Annotated in this window: 18 protein-coding genes; 15 read left to right on the forward strand and 3 right to left on the reverse strand. The window is 60.2% G+C overall.

Annotated elements, in window-relative coordinates:
- The first annotated feature begins 107 nt into the window (after positions 1–107).
- From ACYP2A_RS04640 to ACYP2A_RS04690, 11 genes are all read left to right on the forward strand, one after another.
- The gene (locus ACYP2A_RS04640) at positions 108–2,864 is read left to right on the forward strand and encodes an LPS-assembly protein LptD (RefSeq protein ID WP_459743187.1); all 2,757 of its coding nucleotides are present in this window, start codon (positions 108–110) and stop codon (positions 2,862–2,864) included.
- Positions 2,845–4,167, forward strand: coding sequence for a peptidylprolyl isomerase (locus tag ACYP2A_RS04645; protein ID WP_459743189.1), 1,323 nt, complete (start codon positions 2,845–2,847; stop codon positions 4,165–4,167). The genes ACYP2A_RS04640 and ACYP2A_RS04645 overlap by 20 nt, the downstream gene beginning before the upstream one ends.
- The gene (gene pdxA / locus ACYP2A_RS04650; RefSeq protein ID WP_459743191.1) at positions 4,164–5,153 is read left to right on the forward strand and encodes a 4-hydroxythreonine-4-phosphate dehydrogenase PdxA; all 990 of its coding nucleotides are present in this window, start codon (positions 4,164–4,166) and stop codon (positions 5,151–5,153) included. The genes ACYP2A_RS04645 and pdxA overlap by 4 nt, the downstream gene beginning before the upstream one ends.
- Positions 5,150–5,956, forward strand: a complete 807-nt coding sequence (gene rsmA / locus ACYP2A_RS04655; RefSeq protein WP_459743193.1) for a 16S rRNA (adenine(1518)-N(6)/adenine(1519)-N(6))-dimethyltransferase RsmA — start codon at positions 5,150–5,152, stop codon at positions 5,954–5,956. The genes pdxA and rsmA overlap by 4 nt, the downstream gene beginning before the upstream one ends.
- A gap of 91 nt (positions 5,957–6,047) precedes the next feature.
- Positions 6,048–6,428, forward strand: a complete 381-nt coding sequence (gene apaG, locus ACYP2A_RS04660) for a Co2+/Mg2+ efflux protein ApaG (RefSeq protein ID WP_459743195.1) — start codon at positions 6,048–6,050, stop codon at positions 6,426–6,428.
- Positions 6,428–7,288, forward strand: a complete 861-nt coding sequence (locus tag ACYP2A_RS04665; protein WP_459743197.1) for a symmetrical bis(5'-nucleosyl)-tetraphosphatase — start codon at positions 6,428–6,430, stop codon at positions 7,286–7,288. Before apaG ends, ACYP2A_RS04665 begins: the two co-directional genes overlap by 1 nt.
- A gap of 26 nt (positions 7,289–7,314) precedes the next feature.
- Complete coding sequence (glpE, locus tag ACYP2A_RS04670) at positions 7,315–7,635, forward strand: thiosulfate sulfurtransferase GlpE (protein WP_459743199.1); 321 nt, start codon at positions 7,315–7,317, stop codon at positions 7,633–7,635.
- Positions 7,636–7,922: 287 nt separating this feature from the next.
- Positions 7,923–9,845 (forward strand): PrkA family serine protein kinase, encoded by a 1,923-nt coding sequence (locus ACYP2A_RS04675; RefSeq protein ID WP_459743201.1) that lies wholly within the window; start codon positions 7,923–7,925, stop codon positions 9,843–9,845.
- A gap of 156 nt (positions 9,846–10,001) precedes the next feature.
- Positions 10,002–11,270 (forward strand): YeaH/YhbH family protein, encoded by a 1,269-nt coding sequence (locus tag ACYP2A_RS04680; RefSeq protein WP_459743203.1) that lies wholly within the window; start codon positions 10,002–10,004, stop codon positions 11,268–11,270.
- Positions 11,270–12,835: a SpoVR family protein gene (locus ACYP2A_RS04685; RefSeq protein WP_459743205.1), complete on the forward strand. Its 1,566-nt coding sequence runs from the start codon at positions 11,270–11,272 to the stop codon at positions 12,833–12,835. The genes ACYP2A_RS04680 and ACYP2A_RS04685 overlap by 1 nt, the downstream gene beginning before the upstream one ends.
- A 75-nt stretch (positions 12,836–12,910) precedes the next feature.
- Positions 12,911–14,071, forward strand: a complete 1,161-nt coding sequence (locus tag ACYP2A_RS04690; protein ID WP_459743207.1) for a multifunctional CCA addition/repair protein — start codon at positions 12,911–12,913, stop codon at positions 14,069–14,071.
- Positions 14,072–14,078: 7 nt separating this feature from the next.
- Here ACYP2A_RS04690 and folK read toward each other — a convergent pair whose 3' ends face one another.
- Positions 14,079–14,597 (reverse strand): 2-amino-4-hydroxy-6-hydroxymethyldihydropteridine diphosphokinase, encoded by a 519-nt coding sequence (gene folK, locus ACYP2A_RS04695; RefSeq protein ID WP_459743208.1) that lies wholly within the window; start codon positions 14,595–14,597, stop codon positions 14,079–14,081.
- Positions 14,588–14,941: a dihydroneopterin aldolase gene (gene folB / locus ACYP2A_RS04700; protein WP_459743210.1), complete on the reverse strand. Its 354-nt coding sequence runs from the start codon at positions 14,939–14,941 to the stop codon at positions 14,588–14,590. The genes folK and folB overlap by 10 nt, the downstream gene beginning before the upstream one ends.
- Before the next feature lie 74 nt (positions 14,942–15,015).
- On the opposite strand from folB, the gene plsY reads away from it, so the two are divergent.
- On the forward strand, positions 15,016–15,585 hold the full coding sequence (gene plsY / locus ACYP2A_RS04705; RefSeq protein WP_459743212.1) for a glycerol-3-phosphate 1-O-acyltransferase PlsY: 570 nt from the start codon (positions 15,016–15,018) through the stop codon (positions 15,583–15,585).
- 18 nt (positions 15,586–15,603) lie between these two features.
- Here plsY and tsaD read toward each other — a convergent pair whose 3' ends face one another.
- Positions 15,604–16,629 (reverse strand): tRNA (adenosine(37)-N6)-threonylcarbamoyltransferase complex transferase subunit TsaD, encoded by a 1,026-nt coding sequence (gene tsaD, locus ACYP2A_RS04710; RefSeq protein WP_459743213.1) that lies wholly within the window; start codon positions 16,627–16,629, stop codon positions 15,604–15,606.
- Between the two features lie 197 nt (positions 16,630–16,826).
- Between tsaD and rpsU the strand changes: the two genes are divergently transcribed.
- From rpsU to rpoD, 3 genes are all read left to right on the forward strand, one after another.
- Positions 16,827–17,042 (forward strand): 30S ribosomal protein S21, encoded by a 216-nt coding sequence (gene rpsU, locus ACYP2A_RS04715; RefSeq protein ID WP_002551877.1) that lies wholly within the window; start codon positions 16,827–16,829, stop codon positions 17,040–17,042.
- A gap of 327 nt (positions 17,043–17,369) precedes the next feature.
- Positions 17,370–19,343: a DNA primase gene (gene dnaG, locus ACYP2A_RS04720; protein ID WP_459743215.1), complete on the forward strand. Its 1,974-nt coding sequence runs from the start codon at positions 17,370–17,372 to the stop codon at positions 19,341–19,343.
- 67 nt (positions 19,344–19,410) lie between these two features.
- Complete coding sequence (rpoD, locus tag ACYP2A_RS04725) at positions 19,411–21,252, forward strand: RNA polymerase sigma factor RpoD (RefSeq protein WP_459743217.1); 1,842 nt, start codon at positions 19,411–19,413, stop codon at positions 21,250–21,252.
- The last annotated feature ends 130 nt before the right edge of the window (positions 21,253–21,382 follow it).

A 21,382-nucleotide genomic window follows, 5' to 3' on the forward strand; every position in this document is an offset into this window, starting at 1 on the left:
AGCCGTCAAGCGGGTCATGCTTTATTATCCGGGATCTTTTTCAGCCCATCGAAAGGCGTGCGGCCCCCCCGCGGGCAGATGGCGCGCAGGAAGCCCGGACTAATAAGATGGCATTGAAATCCCCCGCGTTTCGTAAAAAATTTCCGTTGCTGGTAACCGGCAGTCTGCTGGCGATGCAACCCCTGGCCATTCCGTTCGCGGTTGCCGCCGAACAGTATGACTGTTCAGTGTCTGCTTCGGGAGCCTGGAACTGCGCGCCGAAATCCAGCGAAGCGCAGTTGCCTGCCCGTCCGGTGCATAGCACCACGGCCGGTACCGAAGGCTCGCAGGACGCCGGTCGCTCATCGAGCGAGCCTGGCGCCAAGGCCACGCTGGTCACCGAAGCCAAGGGTCGAGCCCTCAAGTCGCGCAGCGCCGATTACAGTCACCTCGACTGGGTACCGCGTGAAAACCTGAGTGCCGCGCAACTGGCCGAAACCGCCCCTTACTGCTCCGGTGCCTATGTCGAGCCACTGCGCCCTGGCATGGATGACACCACGCCAATGGACGAGTCGCCGATGTTCATCGGTGCCAAGGCCTCGCGCTATCAGCAGGAAGAGCAGATTGCCACGCTGGCCGGTGACGTCGTCATCCGCCAGGGCAGCATGCAGGTTCAGGCACAAGAAGCCTCTTTGCATCAGGCCGAGAACCGTGGCGAACTCGTCGGTGACGTGCGTCTGCGCGACAAGGGCGCCCTGATCGTCGGCGACCGCGCCGAGGTGCAACTCGACACCGGCGAGGCGCAGGTCGACAACGCCGAGTACGTGCTGCACAAGTCCAACATTCGCGGTAACGCGCTGTACGCCAAGCGTGCAGAGAACGCGATCATCCGCCTCAAGGACGGTACCTACACCTCCTGCGAGCCGGGCAACAACGCCTGGACGCTCAAGGGCAACAACGTCACGCTGAACCCGGCCACCGGCTTCGGTACCGCGACCAACGTGACCCTGCGCGTCAAGGACATACCGGTCCTGTACACACCGTATATCTATTTCCCGATCGACGACCGTCGCCAGTCGGGTTTCCTGCCGCCGACCATCGCCAGCGGCAGCGACACCGGCTTCATGCTGGTGACCCCGTACTACTTCAACCTGGCGCCCAACTACGACGCCACGCTCTATCCGCGCTACATGACCAAGCGCGGCCTGTTGATGGAAGGCGAATTCCGCTACCTGACCAAGAGCAGCGAAGGCCAGATCGGTGGTGCGTACCTCAACGACGAGGATGATGATCGCAAGGATCTACCCGACTACGACAAGACACGCTGGATGATCAACGCGCAGCACAAGGGCGGCCTGGATTCGCGCCTGCTGACTACGGTGGACTACACCGACATCAGCGACCCGTACTACTTCCAGGACCTGCAGACCGACCAGATCGGCGTGTCCAAGACCGACTTCCTCAACCAGCAAGGCACTGTGAGCTGGCGTGGCGACAGTTACACCGCTCGACTCAATGTCCAAGCCTACAAGCTGGCGACCATCGCCAATATCACGCCGTATAACCGCCTGCCGCAGCTCACTCTGGACGGCACCCTGCCTTATAACCCGGGCGGCCTGAAGTTCGATTATCAGACCGAGGTTGTACGTTTTGATCGTGATCTGCGTACTGGTGATTTCTCACCCGGTAATCCTCGTCTGGACAACAACGTGTCCGGTCTGGCGCGCGCCAACGGCGACCGCCTGAACCTGGCGCCAGCAATCAGCTTGCCGCTAAGTTCGACCTACGGCTTCATCACGCCGAAGCTCAAGTATGTTTACACCCAGTACGATCTGGATCTGGACAGCAAAGGCAAGGAAAGCCTGCTCGCCGATGAAGAGTTCAGCAGCAGCCAGAACCGTAGCGTGCCGATTTTCAGTGTCGACAGCGGCCTGTACTTCGACCGCGACACCCAGTGGTTCGGCAAGGACTACCGCCAGACTCTGGAACCGCGCCTGTTCTATCTCTATGTACCGGAGAAGGATCAGACCGACATTCCGGTCTTCGACACCTCGGAAACCACGTTCAACTACGCCTCGCTGTTCCGCGACAACCGTTTCGTCGGCTCCGACCGTATCGGCGACGAGAACAAGCTGTCGCTGGGCGTGACCAACCGCTGGATCGAAGACAACGGCTTCGAGCGTCAACGCTTCAGCATTGGCCAGGCGCTGTACTTCGAAGACCGCAAAGTGCAACTGCCTGGCGTGGTCTTTGCCGACCGCGACGACGCCAAGGCCAATGTCTCGCCCATCGCGATGGAATACGATTTCCGCTTCAACCGCGACTGGCGCCTCAATGCCGACTTCAACTGGGACCCGGACAGCCACAGCACCCGTTCCGGCAGCGCGATGTTCCACTATCAGCCTGAGGACAACCCGGGCAAGATCGTCAACGTCGGCTACCGCTACCGCAATGACCTGGTCCGTTATGACCAGAGCACCGGCAAATGGAGTGTTGGCGGTGGTGACTACGGCACCCCTGGTACGCCGGGTTACGTGAAGGACTACTACAAGATCCAGCAGCACGACTTCTCGGTGATCTGGCCGATCGTGCCGCAGTGGAGCCTGATCAGCCGCTGGCAGTATGACTACAACCGCGCTCGGACCCTGGAAGCTTTCGGTGGTTTCGAATACGACAGTTGCTGCTGGAAGCTGCGCCTGGTCAGCCGTTACTGGGTCGACTACGACGAATACAGCCAGGAAGCGCCTCAGAACGAAAAAGGCGACCGCGGCGTATTCCTACAAATTGTGTTGAAGGGCCTCGGTGGCGTGACTGGCGCCAAGGTAGAGAGTTTCCTCGACAACGGCATTCAAGGTTATCGTGAACGTGAAGACAAAGCTTTGTAACGGCCTGCGCCCGCTGATGCTGGGCGCGCTTCTTCTGAGCGGTGCGGTCCATGCGGCCGTCCAGCCGCTGGACAGCGTAGTGGCCATCGTCGACAACGATGTCATTATGAAAAGCCAGATGGACCAGCGCGTGCGTGAAGTCCAGCAGACCATCGCCAAGCGCGGCGGCGGCACTCCGCCTGCCGAAGCACTGCAAAGCCAGGTACTGGATCGTCTGATCCTGGAAAACCTGCAACTGCAGATGGGCGATCGCTCCGGCATCCGCATTGGCGACGAAGAACTCAATCAGGCCCTTGAAACCATTGCCCAGCGCAATGGCATGAGCCTGGCGCAGTTCCGCGCCGCCCTGGCGCATGACGGCCTGTCGTACAACGATGCCCGTGAGCAGGTTCGTCGCGAGATGATCATCAGCCGCGTGCGTCAGCGTCGTGTGGCCGAGCGTATTCAGGTCACCGAACAGGAAGTGAAAAACTTCCTGGCCTCCGACCTGGGCAAGGCGCAATTGTCCGAAGAGTTTCACCTGGCCAACATTCTGATCCCGACCTCGGACAGCGCATCGTCCAGCGAGATCCAGAAAGCCGCCAGCCAGGCTCAGGACATCTACAACCAGCTGAAAAAAGGCGCTGACTTCGCCCAGCTCGCCGTGGCCCGTTCGGCCAGCGAAAGCGCGCTGGACGGCGGCGACATGGGCTGGCGTAAAGCGGCCCAGCTGCCACCGCCGTTCGGTGACCTGCTCGGCTCCATGCCGGTGGGCGATGTAACCCCACCGGCGCGCACGCCGGGTGGCTTCATCATCCTCAAGCTGCTCGAAAAACGCGGTGGCGAAGGTCAGGCGCAAATGCGCGACGAAGTGCATGTACGGCACATCCTGATCAAGCCAAGCGAAATCCGCAGCGAAGCCGAAACAAAGCGTCTGGCGACCAAGCTTTACGAGCGTATCGAGAACGGCGACAACTTCGCCGATCTGGCGAAGAGCTTCTCCGAAGACCCGGGTTCGGCACTCAATGGCGGCGACCTGAACTGGGTTGACCCCAACTCGCTGGTACCCGAGTTCCGTGAAGCCATGAACGAGACGCCACAAGGCGTGCTGTCCAAACCGTTCAAGACCAACTATGGCTGGCACATCCTTGAAGTGCTGGGCCGTCGCGCAACCGACACCACCACTCAGGCTCGCGACCAGCAAGCCCTGACCGTGCTGCGCAACCGCAAATACGATGAAGAGCTGCAGACCTGGCTGCGTCAGATCCGTGACGAAGCCTATGTCGAAATCAAACTGCCTGGCGCCGCCCAGGCCAGTCAGTGAAGCCCAGGCGCTTCGCACTGACGCCCGGCGAGCCGGCCGGCATAGGTCCTGACCTGTGCCTGTTGCTCGCCGCGCAGCCCCAGCCTTACCCCCTGATCGCCATTACCAGCCACGACCTGCTCATCGAGCGGGCCGTACGGCTGGGCGTGGCCGTCAAGGTGCTGCCCGTCAGTCCCGACGCCTTCCCCGACACGCCAGCACCTGCCGGCAGCCTGTATGTCTGGGACACCCCGTTACAAGCGCCGGTGGTAGCCGGCACGCTGGACAAGGCCAACGCCGCCTTCGTGCTGGAAACCCTGACGCGCGCAGGGCATGGCTGCCTGAACGGGCAGTTCGCCGGCATGATCACCGCCCCGGTGCACAAGGGCGTGATCAACGAAGGCGGCATTGCCTTTTCCGGGCACACTGAATTTCTGGCCGAACTGACCGAAACCGAACAGGTGGTCATGATGCTTGCCACCGGCGACCTGCGCGTCGCACTGGTGACCACGCACCTGCCGCTGCGCGAGGTGGCCGACGCCATCACCGCCGAGCGCCTGGAACGCGTTACGCGCATCCTGCACGCCGATCTGGTCGGCAAGTTCGGCATTGCCCGTCCGCGCATCCTGGTCTGTGGCCTCAACCCCCACGCCGGAGAAAGCGGGCACTTGGGCCGCGAAGAAATCGACATCATCGAACCCACTCTGGAGCGTCTGCGCGGCGAAGGCCTGGACCTGCGCGGCCCGTTGCCCGCCGACACTCTGTTTACCCCCAAATATCTGGAGCACTGCGACGCGGTGCTGGCGATGTATCACGACCAGGGCCTGCCGGTACTCAAGTACAAAGGCTTTGGCGCCGCGGTCAATGTGACCCTGGGCCTGCCGATCGTCCGCACCTCGGTCGATCATGGCACCGCACTGGACCTTGCCGGCACCGGCAAGGTCGACACCGGCAGCCTGCAGGTCGCCCTGCAAACCGCCTACCAGATGGCCGAGACCCCTTCATGACCGAGCAATACCAACACCGGGCGCGCAAGCGTTTCGGCCAGAACTTCCTGCACGACGCCGGCGTTATCGACAAGATCCTGCGCGCCATCCGTGCCAGGCCCGAAGACCGTCTGCTGGAAATCGGTCCGGGCCAGGGCGCATTGACCGAAGGCCTGCTGGGCAGCGGCGCGCACCTGGACGTGGTCGAACTGGACAAGGACCTGATCCCGATCCTCAACAGCCAGTTCGCCGGCAAGCCGAACTTCAACCTGCACCAGGGCGACGCCCTGAAGTTCGACTTCAACAGCCTTGGCGCTGCGCCCAACAGCCTGCGCGTGGTCGGCAACCTGCCGTACAACATCTCGACACCGCTGATCTTTCACCTGCTGAGCAATGCCGCGCTGATCCGCGACATGCACTTCATGCTGCAAAAGGAAGTGGTCGAGCGTCTGGCGGCCGGCCCTGGCGGCGGTGACTGGGGCCGCTTGTCGATCATGGTTCAGTATCACTGCCGCGTAGAACACCTGTTCAACGTCGGCCCCGGCGCGTTCAATCCGCCGCCAAAAGTCGACTCGGCCATCGTGCGCCTGGTGCCCCATGAAACCCTGCCGCACCCGGCCAAGGACCACCGCCTGCTAGAGCGCGTCGTACGTGAAGCGTTCAACCAGCGCCGTAAGACCCTGCGCAACACCCTCAAACTGCTGCTCACCAGCGACGAGATCGAAGCGGCCGGTGTAGACGGCAGCCTGCGCCCCGAACAGCTCGACCTTGCTGCGTTTGTCCGTCTGGCGGACCAGCTCAGCGACAAGCCCCTCGCCCAATGACTGGCCAGGGCCATATACAGGCTTGCCTGTATATGGCCTAGACTGAGCCGGTGCTTGCGCTCTTTCCGCTCTCGATTTCAAGGCCCACCGCATGTCCGATTCCCGTTATCAGGTTGATGTCAGCGTTGTTACCCGCTACCTCGCCGACCAGTCGAACCCCGAGCATGAACGCTTTGCGTTCGCTTACACCATCACCGTACACAACAGGGGCACGCTGGCCGCCAGGCTGCTGTCGCGCCACTGGGTGATCACCGACGGCAACGGCCAGGTCGAAGAAGTGCGTGGCGAGGGCGTGGTCGGCCAGCAACCGCTGATCGAGCCGGGGCAAAGCTACACTTACAGCAGCGGCACAGTGATGCCTACCAAGGTTGGCAACATGCAAGGCAGCTACCAGATGCAGGCTGAAGACAAGAAGCGCTTCGATGCGGTCATTGCGCCCTTCCGGCTGGCCGTGCCGGGTGCCCTGCACTGATGGCAGTGTATGCCGTCGGCGACCTGCAAGGTTGCCTCGAACCGCTCAAGTGTCTGCTGGACGATGTGCGTTTTACCCCAGGCACCGACCGCTTATGGCTGGTCGGCGACCTGATCAACCGGGGTCCGCAATCACTGGAAACCCTGCGTTTTCTGTACAGCATTCGCGACTCGCTGACCTGTGTGCTGGGTAATCACGACCTGCACCTGCTGGCCGCCTCGCGCCACGGCGAACGCCTGAAAAAATCCGACACCCTGCGCGAAATCCTCGACGCCCCCGACTGCCACGAACTGCTCGACTGGCTGCGCCGGCAAAAACTGATGCACTACGATGCCGAGCGCAATGTGGCGATGACCCATGCCGGCATCCCGCCGCAGTGGTCGCTGAAAAAAGCCCTCAGGCTGGCCGGCGAAGTCGAACAGGCACTCCAGGACGACCTGCAGTACGCGCAGTTTCTGGCCAACATGTATGGCAACGAACCGGCCAAATGGAACAACGACCTTGAAGGCGTCACCCGCTTGCGGGTGATTACCAACTATTTCACCCGTATGCGTTTCTGCACCGCCGATGGCAAGCTCGACCTCAAGGGCAAGGAAGGCGTCGAGACCGCCATGCCCGGCTACGCGCCCTGGTTCAGCCACAAGCAACGCAAGACCCGCAACGTGAAGATCATCTTCGGCCATTGGGCAGCCCTCGAAGGCCGCTGCGACGAGCCTGGGGTCTTTGCCCTGGACAGCGGTTGCGTGTGGGGCGGCAGCATGACCCTGCTCAACGTCGACACCTTGCAACGTCACCACTGCGATTGCACTCACGATGGCCAGGCCTCGCGCCTGCATCCGCCCGGCGTGAACCACGCCTGACCCTATTCAGCCCAGGAGCTTCCAGCATGACCGACTTCAAACGCATTCCGCCCCAACAGGCCCACGCCCTGCGCGAAGAGGGCGCGGTACTGGTCGACATTCGCGACCCGCAGACTTTCGCCAGCAACCACATCAGCGGCTCGCTGCACCTGGATAATCACTCCATCGCTGACTTCATCGCCAAGGCCGACCTGGACAAACCCCTGGTCGTGGTCTGCTACCACGGCAACTCCAGCCAGAGCGCTGCAGCCTATCTGGTGGGTCAGGGTTTCTCGGATGTCTACAGCCTCGATGGCGGTTTCGAACTGTGGCGCGCCACTTACCCGGGCGACACCGAGCAAGGCTGATTACAAAAAAATTTCATCCGGGCTCAAGCCACGTACTGCGCGGGTTTGAGCCTGAATCCGATGAACGGTTGCGCAGACTATTTTCATATCCCTTCTTTCTCTTCCCGAAAGCCATCTATTCTTACCCACAGGCCATCCGTAATCAGGGGAGAGCCGGTACACCGGCGCGTGGGTCATCGGTAGTTACTTTCATGGTGTTTGGGGGGTAACGGCATCTGGATACTCAGTTGCTGCCAGCATCGACTGACGATCCGCCGCCGGCTCAACGTATCGAGCGAGGTGACGTCATGAGTATTTTTAGCCACTTCCAACAACGCTTCGAAACCACACGCCAGGAAGAGCTCTCATTACAGGAGTACCTTGAGCTCTGCAAACGTGACCGAAGCGCCTATGCATCGGCAGCAGAACGCCTGCTACTGGCCATAGGAGAGCCCGAGTTGGTGGACACGTCCGTCAACCCGCGGTTGTCGCGAATCTTTTCCAACAAGGTGATCCGCCGCTATCCGGCTTTTGCGGATTTTCATGGTATGGAAGAGTGCATCGAGCAGATCGTTTCGTATTTCCGCCATGCCGCCCAAGGCCTGGAAGAAAAGAAACAGATCCTCTATCTGCTCGGCCCGGTAGGGGGCGGTAAATCCTCCCTGGCTGAAAAACTCAAACAACTGATTCAAAAAGTCCCGTTCTACGCGATCAAGGGCTCACCGGTCTTCGAATCGCCACTGGGTCTGTTCAATGCCGCCGAAGATGGCGACATCCTTGAAGAAGACTTCGGTATTTCGCGGCGCTACCTCAGCACCATCATGTCGCCATGGGCCACCAAGCGCCTGGCCGAATTTGGCGGTGACATCAGCCAGTTCAAGGTGGTGAAACTCTACCCTTCGATCCTTAACCAGATCGCTGTCGCCAAGACAGAACCCGGAGATGAGAACAACCAGGATATTTCGGCGCTTGTAGGTAAGGTCGATATCCGCAAACTCGAAGAATTTCCGCAGAACGACGCGGACGCCTACAGCTACTCGGGCGCACTGTGCCGGGCCAACCAGGGCCTGATGGAATTCGTCGAGATGTTCAAGGCCCCGATCAAGGTCCTGCACCCGCTGCTCACCGCCACCCAGGAAGGTAACTACAACAGTACCGAAGGCCTGGGCGCGATTCCTTTCACTGGTATTCTGCTGGCCCACTCCAACGAATCGGAGTGGCACACCTTCCGCAACAACAAGAACAACGAGGCGTTCATCGACCGGATCTACATCGTCAAGGTGCCGTACTGCCTGCGCGTCAACGATGAGATCAAGATCTATGAAAAGCTGCTGATCAACAGCTCGCTGGCCAAGGCGCACTGCGCGCCCGACACCCTGAAAATGCTCGCGCAGTTCACCACCCTGTCGCGCCTCAAAGAGCCGGACAACTCCAACATCTACTCCAAGATGCGCGTGTACGACGGCGAGAACCTCAAGGACACCGACCCCAAGGCCAAGTCGATCCAGGAATACCGCGACGGTGCCGGTGTCGACGAGGGCATGAACGGCCTTTCAACCCGGTTTGCGTTCAAGATCCTTTCCAAGGTCTTCAACTTCGACCCGCATGAAATCGCCGCCAACCCGGTGCACCTGCTGTATGTGCTGGAGCAACAGATCGAACAGGAACAGTTCCCGGCCGAAACCCGCGAACGCTACCTGCGCTTTATCAAAGAGTACCTGGCACCGCGCTACATCGAGTTCATCGGCAAGGAAATCCAGACCGCCTACCTCGAGTCCTACAGCGAATACGGGCAGAACATCTTTGACCGCTACGTGCTGTACGCCGATTTCTGGATTCAGGACCAGGAATACCGCGACCCGGAAACCGGAGAAATCCTCAACCGGGTGGCCCTGAACGAAGAACTCGAAAAAATCGAAAAACCGGCCGGCATCAGCAATCCGAAGGATTTCCGCAACGAAATCGTCAACTTCGTACTGCGCGCCCGGGCCAACAACAACGGCAAGAATCCAACCTGGCTCAGCTACGAAAAACTGCGGGTGGTGATCGAGAAGAAAATGTTCTCCAACACCGAAGACCTGCTGCCGGTCATCAGCTTCAACGCCAAGGCCAGCAAAGAGGACCAGCAGAAACACAACGACTTCGTCACCAGGATGGTCGAACGAGGCTACACCGACAAACAGGTGCGTCTACTCTCCGAATGGTACCTGCGCGTACGCAAATCGCAGTAAGGCAGCGGCAAGCAGCAAGCTTCAAGCGGCAAGTCGATCAGCGTGTTGTCCTGTATCGAGGGCAACACGATGACCGATGCGCGCATGGAGCCGGCGTTTCGATAGTCAAACTTGCAGCTTGTAGCTTGGAGCTAGCAGCTCCCCGAAGGGGCCCTTATGAGCTATGTGATCGACCGACGCCTAAATGGCAAGAACAAGAGCACGGTGAATCGCCAGCGTTTCCTGCGGCGCTACCGTGATCACATCAAGAAGGCGGTGGAAGAAGCCGTCGGCCGCCGTTCCATCACCGACATGGAACATGGCGAACAGATCAGCATTCCCGGCCGCGACATCGACGAGCCGGTGCTTCACCATGGTCGCGGCGGCAAGCAGACCGTGGTTCACCCAGGCAACAAAGAGTTCACCACCGGTGAACGCATCCCTCGCCCGCAAGGCGGCGGTGGCGGCAAAGGGCCTGGCAAGGCGAGCAATTCCGGCGAAGGCATGGATGAGTTCGTGTTCCAGATCACCCAGGAAGAGTTTCTCGAATTCATGTTCGAAGACCTCGAACTGCCCAATCTGGTCAAGCGCAATCTGGTCGGCACCGAGACCTTCAAGACCGTGCGTGCCGGTATCAGCAACGAGGGTAATCCCTCACGCATCAACATCATTCGTACCCTGCGCTCCGCTCATGCGCGGCGCATCGCGCTGTCGGGCAGCAGCCGTGCCAAGTTGCGCGAAGCGATGGCAGAACTTGAGCGCATCAAGCGCGAAGAGCCAGACAACTTCGGCGATATCCAGGAGCTGGAAGGCGAAGTCGAACGCCTCAAGGCACGCATTCGCCGCGTCCCTTACCTCGACACCTTCGACCTCAAATACAACCTGCTGGTCAAACAACCCAACCCCAGCAGCAAGGCAGTGATGTTCTGCCTGATGGACGTTTCCGGTTCCATGACCCAGGCCACCAAAGACGTTGCCAAACGCTTCTTCATCCTGCTGTACCTGTTTCTCAAGCGTAACTACGACAAGATCGAAGTCGTGTTCATTCGCCACCACACCAGTGCCCGCGAAGTGGACGAAGAAGAGTTTTTCTATTCACGTGAAACCGGCGGCACCATCGTTTCCAGTGCGCTGAAACTGATGCAGGAAATCATGGCCGAGCGTTATCAGGCCAGCGAGTGGAACATCTACGCCGCCCAGGCCTCCGATGGCGACAACTGGAACGACGACTCGCCGATCTGCCGCGAGATCCTGACCAAACAGATCATGCCGTTCGTGCAGTACTACACCTACGTAGAAATCACCCCGCGCGAACATCAGGCGCTGTGGTTCGAATACGAGCGTATCGGTGAAGAATTCGCCGACACCTTTGCCCAGCAGCAACTGGTATCTGCCGGTGATATCTATCCGGTCTTCCGTGAACTCTTTCAGCGCAGGTTAGCGTAATGACGGCCAGAGACCAGAAACGCCAGCCCCTGTCCACCGGGTCAGAGTGGACCTTTGAACTGATCCAGGCCTACGACCGCGAAATCGGCCGTATCGCCGAGCGCTATGCCCTGGACACCTACCCCAACCAGATCGAAGTCATTACCGCCGAACAGATGATGGACGCCTATGCCTCAGTGGGCATGCCGCTGGGCTACCACCACTGGTCGTACGGCAAGCAGTTTCTGAGCACCGAAAAATCCTACTCGCGCGGGCAGATGGGCCTGGCCTACGAAATCGTCATCAACTCCGACCCGTGCATTGCCTACCTCATGGAAGAAAACACCATGTGCATGCAGGCACTGGTGGTGGCGCACGCCTGCTACGGGCACAACAGTTTCTTCAAGGGCAACTACCTGTTCCGCACCTGGACCGACGCCAGCTCGATCATCGACTATCTGGTGTTCGCCAAGCAGTACATTACCCAGTGTGAAGAGCGCCACGGCATCGACGCAGTCGAAGACCTGATCGACTCCTGCCACGCGCTGATGAACTACGGCGTAGACCGCTACAAGCGCCCCTACCCCATTTCCGCCGAAGAAGAACGCCGTCGGCAGAAGGACCGCGAAGAGCACCTGCAACGACAGATCAACGACCTGTGGCGCACCATCCCGAAAAGTGCCGGCAAGGGCAGCAAGGAAGACAACGCACGCTTCCCGGCCGAGCCTCAGGAAAACATTCTCTATTTCATCGAAAAACACGCACCGCTGCTGGAACCCTGGCAGCGTGAAGTGGTGCGCATCGTGCGCAAGATTGCCCAGTATTTCTACCCGCAGCGCCAGACCCAGGTGATGAACGAAGGCTGGGCGACCTTCTGGCACTACACGCTGATGAACGACCTCTACGACGAGGGACTGGTGACCGACGGCTTCATGTTCGAGTTCATCCAGTCGCACACCAGCGTGATCTATCAGCCAGGCTTCGACAGCCCCTATTACAGCGGTATAAACCCCTACACCCTGGGCTTCTCGATGTTCCAGGACATCCGCCGCATGTGCGAAAACCCCACCGACGAAGACCGTCACTGGTTCCCCGACATTGCCGGCAGCGACTGGCTGAGCACCATCAAGTTCGCCATGAGCAGCTTCAAGGACGAGAGCTTCATCCTCCAGTACCTGTCGCCCAAGGTCATTCGTGACCTCAAGCTGTTCAGCATCATGGACGACGACCAGAAAGACGAACTGCTGGTGCCCGCCATCCACAACGAAGACGGCTACCGCACTGTTCGCGAAACCCTGTCGGCCCAGTACAACCTGGGCAACCGTGAACCCAACGTGCAGATCTACAGCATCGACCGCCGCGGCGACCGCTCGCTGACCCTGCGCCACCAGCAACACAACCGCAAACCACTGGGCGAATCCACCGAGGAGGTTCTCAAGCACCTGCATCGCCTGTGGGGCTTCGATGTCCACCTTGAGAGCCTGCAAGGCGATCAACTGGTCAAGACTCACCACGTTCCACCGCGAGGCGAACACGCCGACGGTGACTATCCACGGCTCGACATGGCGGTGGTTCACCACCTCTGACCGCGATTCGTCATGCACTTTTAACCTCCGTCGGCACAGCACAAGGTTTATCCTGTCGTGCTTACGGAGGTTCTTATGCAGATTTATAAAGTTGGCGGTGCTGTACGCGATCGCCTGCTGGGGCAACCCGTTACCGATATCGACTGGGTGGTGGTGGGCGCCACCGGCGATGAAATGCTGATCAAGGGCTATCGCCCGGTGGGCACCGATTTTCCGGTCTTTCTTCATCCGCTGACCGGCGAGGAATACGCCCTGGCGCGCACCGAGCGCAAAAGCGGTGTCGGCTATGGCGGCTTCGTTTTTCATGCCAGCCCCGAGGTCACGCTGGAGCAGGACCTGATCCGCCGCGACCTGACCATCAATGCCATTGCCGAAGACAAAGACGGTCATCTGACCGATCCCTACGGCGGCCAGCACGATCTTGAAGCCCGCATTCTACGTCACGTATCACCGGCATTCGCCGAAGATCCGCTCAGAGTCCTGCGCGTTGCACGTTTCGCTGCACGTTACGCTTCACGCGGTTTCAGCGTCGCCCCCGAGACCCTGGGGCTGATGCGCCAGCTCAGCGAATCCGGTGAACTCAAGGCCCTGACGCCCGAGCGCAGCTGGAAAGAAATCTCCCGTGCGCTCATGGAAGAACACCCTGAAGTGTTCATTCGCGTGCTTCACGACTGCGGCGCCCTTAAGGAGCTGATGCCGGAAGTCGAAGCGCTGTTTGGCCTGTCGCAGCCTGACGCTTGTTTCCCTGAAACCGATACCGGCGAGCACGTGCTCAAGGCCTTGCAACTGTGTGCCCGGCACAAGCAACCGCTCAGTGTGCGCTGGGCCTGCCTGCTGCACGACCTGAACAGGATCAAGGCAATCAGCGAACGCTTCCGGGCGCCTCGGGAATGCCAGGAACTGGCGCTGCTGGTCGGCCAGCACCTTGCCCACGGCCATCGCGCGCTGGGACTCAAACCATCAACCTTGCTGGAGCTGCTGCAGAGCTTCGACGTCTACCGTCGCCCCCAGCGCTTTGAGGAGTTTGTCGCCGCCTGCGAAATGGACGCCCGCGCGCGCGAGGGCTTCGAGCAACAACCTTATCCACAGGCCGCCTACCTGCACGGCGCCGCACAGGCAGCCCGTGCCGTGTCCGTGCAGCCGCTACTGGAAAAAGGCCTGAAAGGTCAGGATCTGGGCAACGCCCTCAAGGATGCGCGCCTGGACGCCTTGATCATCTACAAGGCCAGCGCTTAGAACCGGCCTACAACATCTCGGCCGGGGTCAATGCCGTGCTTCGCCACTGGAACGCCACCGGCCATAACTGCTGATCGATCTGTGCATTGGCCCACAGGTCGGCGAAGGTCTCGCCCACCCCCGGATGCAACGTGTCCGGCGCGATCAGCGACAAGGGCCGCAGCACAAAGGCATTTTTGAGAATTTCTGCACGTGGCAGCACCAGACCATCGAAATTGCCCACGTGTTGGCCGTACAACAACACGTCGATATCCAGCGGCAGCCCCTTGCGATCAGGCGCATAACGACCGTTATCGGCTTCGATGAATTTCAGGCGCCGATCCAGTTCCATCAGCGGCAGGTCGGTCAGTGCCGACACCACCAGATTGAAGAACGGACCGCTCTTGATGCCCACCGGATGGCTCTCGAACACCGGCGAGCATTGCAAATCGAGCAACAGGCCATCGAGTGCTTCAAGCCCTGCCTGCAGGTGCTTTTCACGCTCGATATTACTGCCCAGGCCCAGGAAAATCCGGGTTAGCGACATCCGCGCTCGATCTCCACACCCACGCCTTTGGCGGCAGCGACTGCGCCGGGCTTGGTCAATTTGATGTGCAGCCAGGGAATGTGGAATTCACTCATCAACACCTCGGCCAGTCGCTCGGCAAAGGTTTCCACCAACTGAAACTGCGTTTGTGCCGCAAAGGCCTGGATTCGCTCGCTGACACTGGCGTAGTCCAGCGCCTTGCTCAGGTCGTCATCCGCCGCTGCCGGGCGGTTATCCCAGGCAAAGCTCAGGTCCAGACGCAGGCATTGGCGAATGCCCCGCTCCCAGTCATAGGCGCCGATGACGGTGTCGACTTCCAGCCCCTCGATGAACACTCTGTCCAAGCACTACTCTCCACTGCACGACAAGGGCGCGATGCGCCGTTAGAATCAGGGCATCCTAGCCCGGAATGGTCAGCATGTTTTGGTTACTGGCGATTTTCGCCTACCTGCTCGGCTCACTGTCCTTTGCCATCCTGCTCAGCCGCTTCAGCGGCTCGCCAGACCCGCGTGCCGGCGGTTCGGGCAATGCCGGCGCCACCAACATGCTGCGCCTGGCCGGGCGCAAACTTGCCGTCCTGACCCTGGCAGGCGACCTTTGCAAAGGCCTGATTCCGGTGTTGATCGCCGCGCATTGCGGCCTCAGCACCAACGAACAGGCCTGGATCGGCCTGTGCGCCGTCATCGGCCACATGTTGCCGCTGTACTTCAATTTCAAGGGTGGCAAAGGCGTAGCAACGGCGGCCGGCATGCTGCTGGGGCTTTACCCTCCGGCAGCCGCGCTGGCGGTGATTCTCTGGGTGCTGACGTTCTACCTGACCCGCACCAGCTCGCTTGCCGCACTGATCGCCACTCCGCTGACCCTGCCACTGCTGGCCTGGCAGGAACCCCGTGCCTTATTGCCCGTGAGCGTCCTGACCCTGCTGATTGTCTGGCGTCATCGCGGCAATCTACGCGACCTGCTTGCCGGACGCGAACGACATTTTTGATGCGGTTCGCGTCGTTTCTCAGAGCGCCGGCAACTGCTCCATCGGCCAGCGGGCCTGGACACTGATCGCCAACCCTTCCTTCTGCCCCGCCAGCAGCCGCTGACAGCCCGCATAGGCAATCATCGCGCCGTTATCGGTACAGAATTCGGGGCGTGCGTAGTACACCTGACCGCGCAACTGACCCAGCATGGCTTCAAGCGAAACCCGCAGCGCCTTGTTGGCACTCACGCCGCCGGCAATCACCAGGCTGTTGAGGCCGGTCTGCTTGAGCGCACGCTTGCACTTGATGGTCAGAGTCTCCACCACGGCATGCTGGAAGGCCAGCGAGATGTCGCAACGGGTTTGTTCACTGTCGTCGTCAGACGCCTGGCACTGCTGCCAGGCGTTAAGGGCCGCGGTTTTAAGCCCGCTGAAGCTGAAGTCCAGGCCCGGACGGTCAGTCATCGGCTTGGGAAAGACAAAGCGACCCGGCACACCATTGACGGCCAGGCGCGAAATTTCCGGCCCGCCGGGATAGCGCAGACCCATCATCTTGGCGGTCTTGTCGAACGCCTCGCCGGCGGCGTCATCCAAGGTCTCGCCCAGCACCTGGTACTGACCGATGCCATCGACCCGTACCAGTTGGGTATGACCACCGGAAACCAACAAAGCGACGAACGGAAAGGCCGGCGGCTGCGATTCGAGCATCGGCGCCAGTAAATGCCCTTCCATGTGGTGCACGCCGAGTGCCGGAATATCCCAGGCAAAGGCCAGCGCCTGGGCGCAGGAAGCCCCGACCAGCAAGGCGCCGACAAGACCCGGGCCTGCCGTATAGGCGATGGCGTCGATGTCGGTGGCGACACGATCAGCCTCGGCCAGTGTCTGGCGGATCAACGGCAGCATGCGCTTGACGTGATCGCGTGAAGCCAGCTCGGGAACCACACCACCGTAAGCCCGGTGCAGGTCGATCTGACTGAACAGCGCATCGGCCAAAAGACCGTCTTCACTGTCGTAAAGCGCGACGCCGGTTTCGTCGCAAGAGGTTTCCAGTCCCAGTACTAGCATGGGGTGCGCCTTTTCAGGGGGGCGGATTCGAAGGCGCGCATCATAGTCGCCGCTCATGACGTGGGCCAACCCTTTTCGATCAGAGGCTTTGCATTCCTGCCCGCGAAGGGGTAACATCCGCAACCCTTAAAAACCGACGTATTTCTGTGCGTTTTGCACGAAACGTTGACCCCGGTAATGAATGAAGGTAGCTCTGGATGCCAGCCGTCAAAGTTAAAGAGAACGAACCCTTCGACGTAGCTCTGCGTCGTTTCAAGCGCTCCTGCGAAAAAGCCGGTGTTCTGGCTGAAGTTCGTAGCCGCGAATTCTATGAAAAACCAACTTCTGAGCGTAAGCGCAAGGCAGCAGCCGCTGTTAAGCGTCACGCCAAGAAAGTTCAGCGCGAACAGCGCCGTGCCGTTCGTCTGTACTAATACAGACTGACGTCGCAAGCGAATGCCTTGCCCGGCCCAAAGCCGGGCTGTCGGCATTTGCAGTTTCAGATTCACGTTACACGCTTCATTGACAGAGACCGCCCGAAGCGCATGCTCGCCCAGGGCGCTCCGTCAAACTACCCTGCCTGCTTCCAGGCCATATTGCTCGCCTCTATTTCAGAACGCGAACAAGGTGCACAGCACCGTTCAAGCTGCACGCCATTGCGCTGCCAGACCCATTCAACATGGGAGCTGCACACACAGACGCCACGGTTGCACGACTAATGACCCATACTGACTCATCGCATTGCGCCTGACGAGAATGCCATGGCCGGGCTGATCCCCCAGAGTTTCATCGACGACCTTCTTAACCGCACCGACATCGTCGACGTGGTGAGTTCGCGCGTGCAACTCAAGAAAGCCGGCAAGAACCATGTTGCCTGCTGCCCGTTCCACAAGGAAAAGACCCCGTCGTTCAGCGTCAGCCCCGACAAGCAGTTCTACTACTGCTTTGGTTGTGGCGCCGGCGGCAACGCACTGGGCTTTATCATGGACCACGACAACCTGGACTTTCCCCAGGCGGTCGAGGAACTGGCCAAGGCGGCGGGCATGGAAGTGCCACGCGAGCAAGGCGGCAGGGGGCAGAAGCCGCGCCAGCCGACCGACTCGCCGCTGTATCCATTGCTGGAAGCCGCTGCCGAGTTTTATCGCCAGGCGCTCAAGGGCCATCCGGCACGCAAGGCGGCAGTGGAATACCTCAAGGGTCGCGGCCTGTCCGGCGAAATCGCCCGTGACTTCGGGCTGGGGTTTGCGCCACCGGGCTGGGACAACCTGTACAAGCACCTGAGCAGCGACACGCTGCAACAGAAAGTGATGATCGACGCAGGCTTGCTGATCGAGAACAACGAAACCGGCAAGCGTTACGACCGCTTTCGCGACCGGGTGATGTTTCCGATCCGCGACGCCCGCGGCCGGGTCATCGCGTTTGGCGGCCGGGTACTGGGCGACGACAAGCCCAAATACCTGAACTCCCCGGAAACCCCGGTGTTTCACAAAGGCCAGGAGCTGTACGGCCTGTTCGAGGCGCGCAAATTCAATCGCAACCTTGACGAGATCATCGTTGTCGAAGGTTACATGGACGTCATTGCCCTGGCTCAGCAAGGCCTGCGCAATGCCGTCGCGACACTGGGCACCGCGACCAGCGAAGAGCACCTCAAGCGCCTGTTTCGCGTAGTGCCCAGCGTATTGTTTTGTTTTGACGGCGACCAGGCTGGCCGCAACGCCGCCTGGCGCGCCCTGGAAGCCGCCCTGTCGAGCCTGCAGGACGGGCGCCGCGCGCGGTTTCTGTTTTTGCCCGAGGGCGAAGACCCGGACACGCTGGTGCGCTCCGAAGGCACCGATGCCTTCAAGGCGCGCATCAACCAGCACGCGCAACCGCTGGCCGATTATTTTTTTGAACAACTGTCCCAGGAAGCAGACCCGCGCTCACTGGAGGGCAAGGCCCACCTGGCAACGCTGGCGGCACCGCTGATCGAAAAGGTCCCGGGCGTCAATTTGCGCACCCTGATGCGCCAGCGCCTGAGCGAAATCACCGGCCTGACCGGCGAGGCCATGAGCCAGCTTGCACAAAGCGCTCCGGCACCCGCCAGCCAGGACAGTTATGCCGGTTACGACGGCATGCCCGACTTTGCCGATTACCCGCCATCGGTGGGTGATTATCAGGGTTACGACGAGCAGCCGCAGTGGACTGCGCCGAAAAGCGCAGGCGCGACCGGCCGTCAGGGCAAACAGAAATGGGAAGGCAAGCCCTGGGACAAAAAAGGCCAGCGCCGCGATTTCGAACCGCGACAGCCGCGCGTGCCAGCCACTGTAGAGCCGACCATGCAGTCAGCCCTGCGGACACTTTTGCATCACCCGGAGCTTGCCGAAAAAGTCGACAACGCCAGCCATTTCGCAGCTGAAGACAACCTTCAGGCGCAATTGCTGGTGGCATTGATCGAAGCCAGGCAAAAGAATCCCGGCTTGCGGTCGTTACAGTTGATAGCACGCTGGCATGGAACCGATCAGGGCCGCTTGTTACGTGCTCTGGCAGAAAAGGAATGGCTGATCGAGGCCGATAACCTTGAACAACAGTTTTTCGACACTATAACTAGCTTAACCGCCCGCCAACGCGAGCGCAGCCTGGAACATCTGATTAGCAAGGCACGGCAGACCGAGCTCAGTACTGAGGAGAAAACTCAGCTTCGGGACCTGCTCAATCGCAATGTGCCGACACAAAACCCGACCTCAACTGGCGCGTGAGGTCCTAGCTCGGGTATAATCCTCGGCTTGTTTTTTGCCCGCCAAGACCTTCAGTGGATAGGGTGTTATGTCCGGAAAAGCGCAACAGCAGTCTCGTATCAAAGAGTTGATCACCCTGGGTCGTGAGCAGAAGTATCTGACTTACGCAGAGGTCAACGACCATTTGCCTGAGGATATTTCAGATCCCGAGCAGGTGGAAGACATCATCCGCATGATCAACGACATGGGGATCCCGGTCCACGAGAGTGCTCCGGATGCCGACGCCCTGATGTTGGCCGACACCGACACCGACGAGGCAGCCGCTGAAGAAGCGGCCGCAGCGCTGGCGGCGGTCGAAACCGACATCGGTCGTACCACGGACCCGGTGCGCATGTACATGCGTGAAATGGGCACGGTCGAACTTCTGACCCGCGAAGGCGAAATTGAAATCGCCAAGCGTATCGAAGAAGGCATCCGTGAAGTAATGGGCGCCATCTCCCATTTCCCTGGCACCGTCGACTACATCCTGTCCGAATACAACCGTGTGGTCACCGAAGGCGGCCGTCTGTCGGACGTCCTCAGCGGCTATATCGACCCGGACGACGGAATCGCGCCGCCAGCCGAAGTCCCGCCGCCGATCGACGAAAAAGCCGCCAAGGCAGCCGGTGACGACGACGAAGAAGAGTCCGACGACAGCGACGACGAAGACGAAGTCGAAAGCGGTCCGGACCCGGTTATCGCCGCACAACGCTTCGGCGCTGTGGCCGATCAACTGGCCATCGCCCTCAAGGCGCTGAAAAAAGGCCGTAACGACAAGGACGCGATTGCCCAGATGCTTGCACTGGCCGATCTGTTCATGCCGATCAAGCTGGTGCCAAAGCAGTTCGAATCGCTGGTTGAGCGTGTTCGTAGCTCGCTGGAGCGTCTGCGCGCTCAAGAACGCGCCATCATGCAGTTGTGCGTGCGTGATGCCCGCATGCCGCGTGCCGAGTTCCTGCGCCAGTTCCCGGGCAACGAAGTCGACCTGACCTGGACCGACTCGCTGGCCAAGGGCAAGAGCAAGCACGCCGAAGCCATCGTGCGCTTCCAGCCGGACATCCAGCGTTGCCAGCAAAAACTGCGCGATCTGGAAGAAGAAACCGGCCTGACCATCGCCGAAATCAAGGACATCAACCGTCGCATGTCCATCGGTGAGGCCAAGGCCCGCCGCGCCAAGAAAGAAATGGTCGAGGCGAACCTGCGTCTGGTGATTTCCATCGCCAAGAAGTACACCAACCGTGGCCTGCAATTCCTCGATCTGATCCAGGAAGGCAACATTGGTCTGATGAAAGCGGTAGACAAGTTCGAATACCGTCGTGGCTACAAGTTCTCGACCTACGCCACCTGGTGGATCCGTCAGGCCATCACCCGGTCGATTGCCGACCAGGCGCGCACCATTCGTATTCCGGTGCACATGATCGAGACGATCAACAAGCTCAACCGTATTTCCCGGCAGATGCTGCAGGAAATGGGTCGCGAACCGACCCCGGAAGAGCTGGGTGAGCGCATGGAAATGCCTGAGGACAAGATCCGCAAGGTATTGAAGATCGCCAAAGAGCCGATCTCCATGGAAACCCCGATCGGCGACGACGAAGATTCGCACCTGGGCGACTTCATCGAGGACTCCACCATGCAGTCGCCGATTGACGTCGCGACGGTCGAGAGCCTCAAGGAAGCCACTCGCGAAGTGCTGTCGGGCCTTACCGCCCGCGAAGCCAAGGTCCTGCGCATGCGCTTCGGTATCGACATGAATACCGACCATACGCTGGAAGAAGTCGGCAAGCAGTTCGACGTGACCCGTGAGCGTATCCGTCAGATCGAAGCCAAGGCGCTGCGCAAGCTGCGTCACCCGACCCGTAGCGAGCACCTGCGCTCGTTCCTGGACGAATAAGCTGCATAGCGTCATCAAAACCCCCGGCTTGCCGGGGGTTTTGCATTTCAGGGCAGGCAAAACCGTTAAATCTGTCCTACAACTGTGTACATCAAGGTGTAACGAATTCGCCTGCCCCGCTCCGGTTTCC

The sequence above is a fragment of the Pseudomonas sp. 3A(2025) genome, assembly GCF_054589175.1.

Coding starts and splice junctions, on each gene's coding strand:
- ACYP2A_RS04640 (WP_459743187.1), top strand. CDS start 108: ATGGCATTGAAATCCCCCGCGTTTCGTAAAAAATTTCCGTTGCTGGTA.
- rsmA (WP_459743193.1), top strand. CDS start 5,150: ATGACCGAGCAATACCAACACCGGGCGCGCAAGCGTTTCGGCCAGAAC.
- apaG (WP_459743195.1), top strand. CDS start 6,048: ATGTCCGATTCCCGTTATCAGGTTGATGTCAGCGTTGTTACCCGCTAC.
- ACYP2A_RS04665 (WP_459743197.1), top strand. CDS start 6,428: ATGGCAGTGTATGCCGTCGGCGACCTGCAAGGTTGCCTCGAACCGCTC.
- glpE (WP_459743199.1), top strand. CDS start 7,315: ATGACCGACTTCAAACGCATTCCGCCCCAACAGGCCCACGCCCTGCGC.
- ACYP2A_RS04675 (WP_459743201.1), top strand. CDS start 7,923: ATGAGTATTTTTAGCCACTTCCAACAACGCTTCGAAACCACACGCCAG.
- ACYP2A_RS04680 (WP_459743203.1), top strand. CDS start 10,002: ATGAGCTATGTGATCGACCGACGCCTAAATGGCAAGAACAAGAGCACG.
- ACYP2A_RS04685 (WP_459743205.1), top strand. CDS start 11,270: ATGACGGCCAGAGACCAGAAACGCCAGCCCCTGTCCACCGGGTCAGAG.
- ACYP2A_RS04690 (WP_459743207.1), top strand. CDS start 12,911: ATGCAGATTTATAAAGTTGGCGGTGCTGTACGCGATCGCCTGCTGGGG.
- folK (WP_459743208.1), bottom strand. CDS start 14,597: ATGTCGCTAACCCGGATTTTCCTGGGCCTGGGCAGTAATATCGAGCGT.
- plsY (WP_459743212.1), top strand. CDS start 15,016: ATGTTTTGGTTACTGGCGATTTTCGCCTACCTGCTCGGCTCACTGTCC.
- tsaD (WP_459743213.1), bottom strand. CDS start 16,629: ATGCTAGTACTGGGACTGGAAACCTCTTGCGACGAAACCGGCGTCGCG.
- rpsU (WP_002551877.1), top strand. CDS start 16,827: ATGCCAGCCGTCAAAGTTAAAGAGAACGAACCCTTCGACGTAGCTCTG.
- dnaG (WP_459743215.1), top strand. CDS start 17,370: ATGGCCGGGCTGATCCCCCAGAGTTTCATCGACGACCTTCTTAACCGC.
- rpoD (WP_459743217.1), top strand. CDS start 19,411: ATGTCCGGAAAAGCGCAACAGCAGTCTCGTATCAAAGAGTTGATCACC.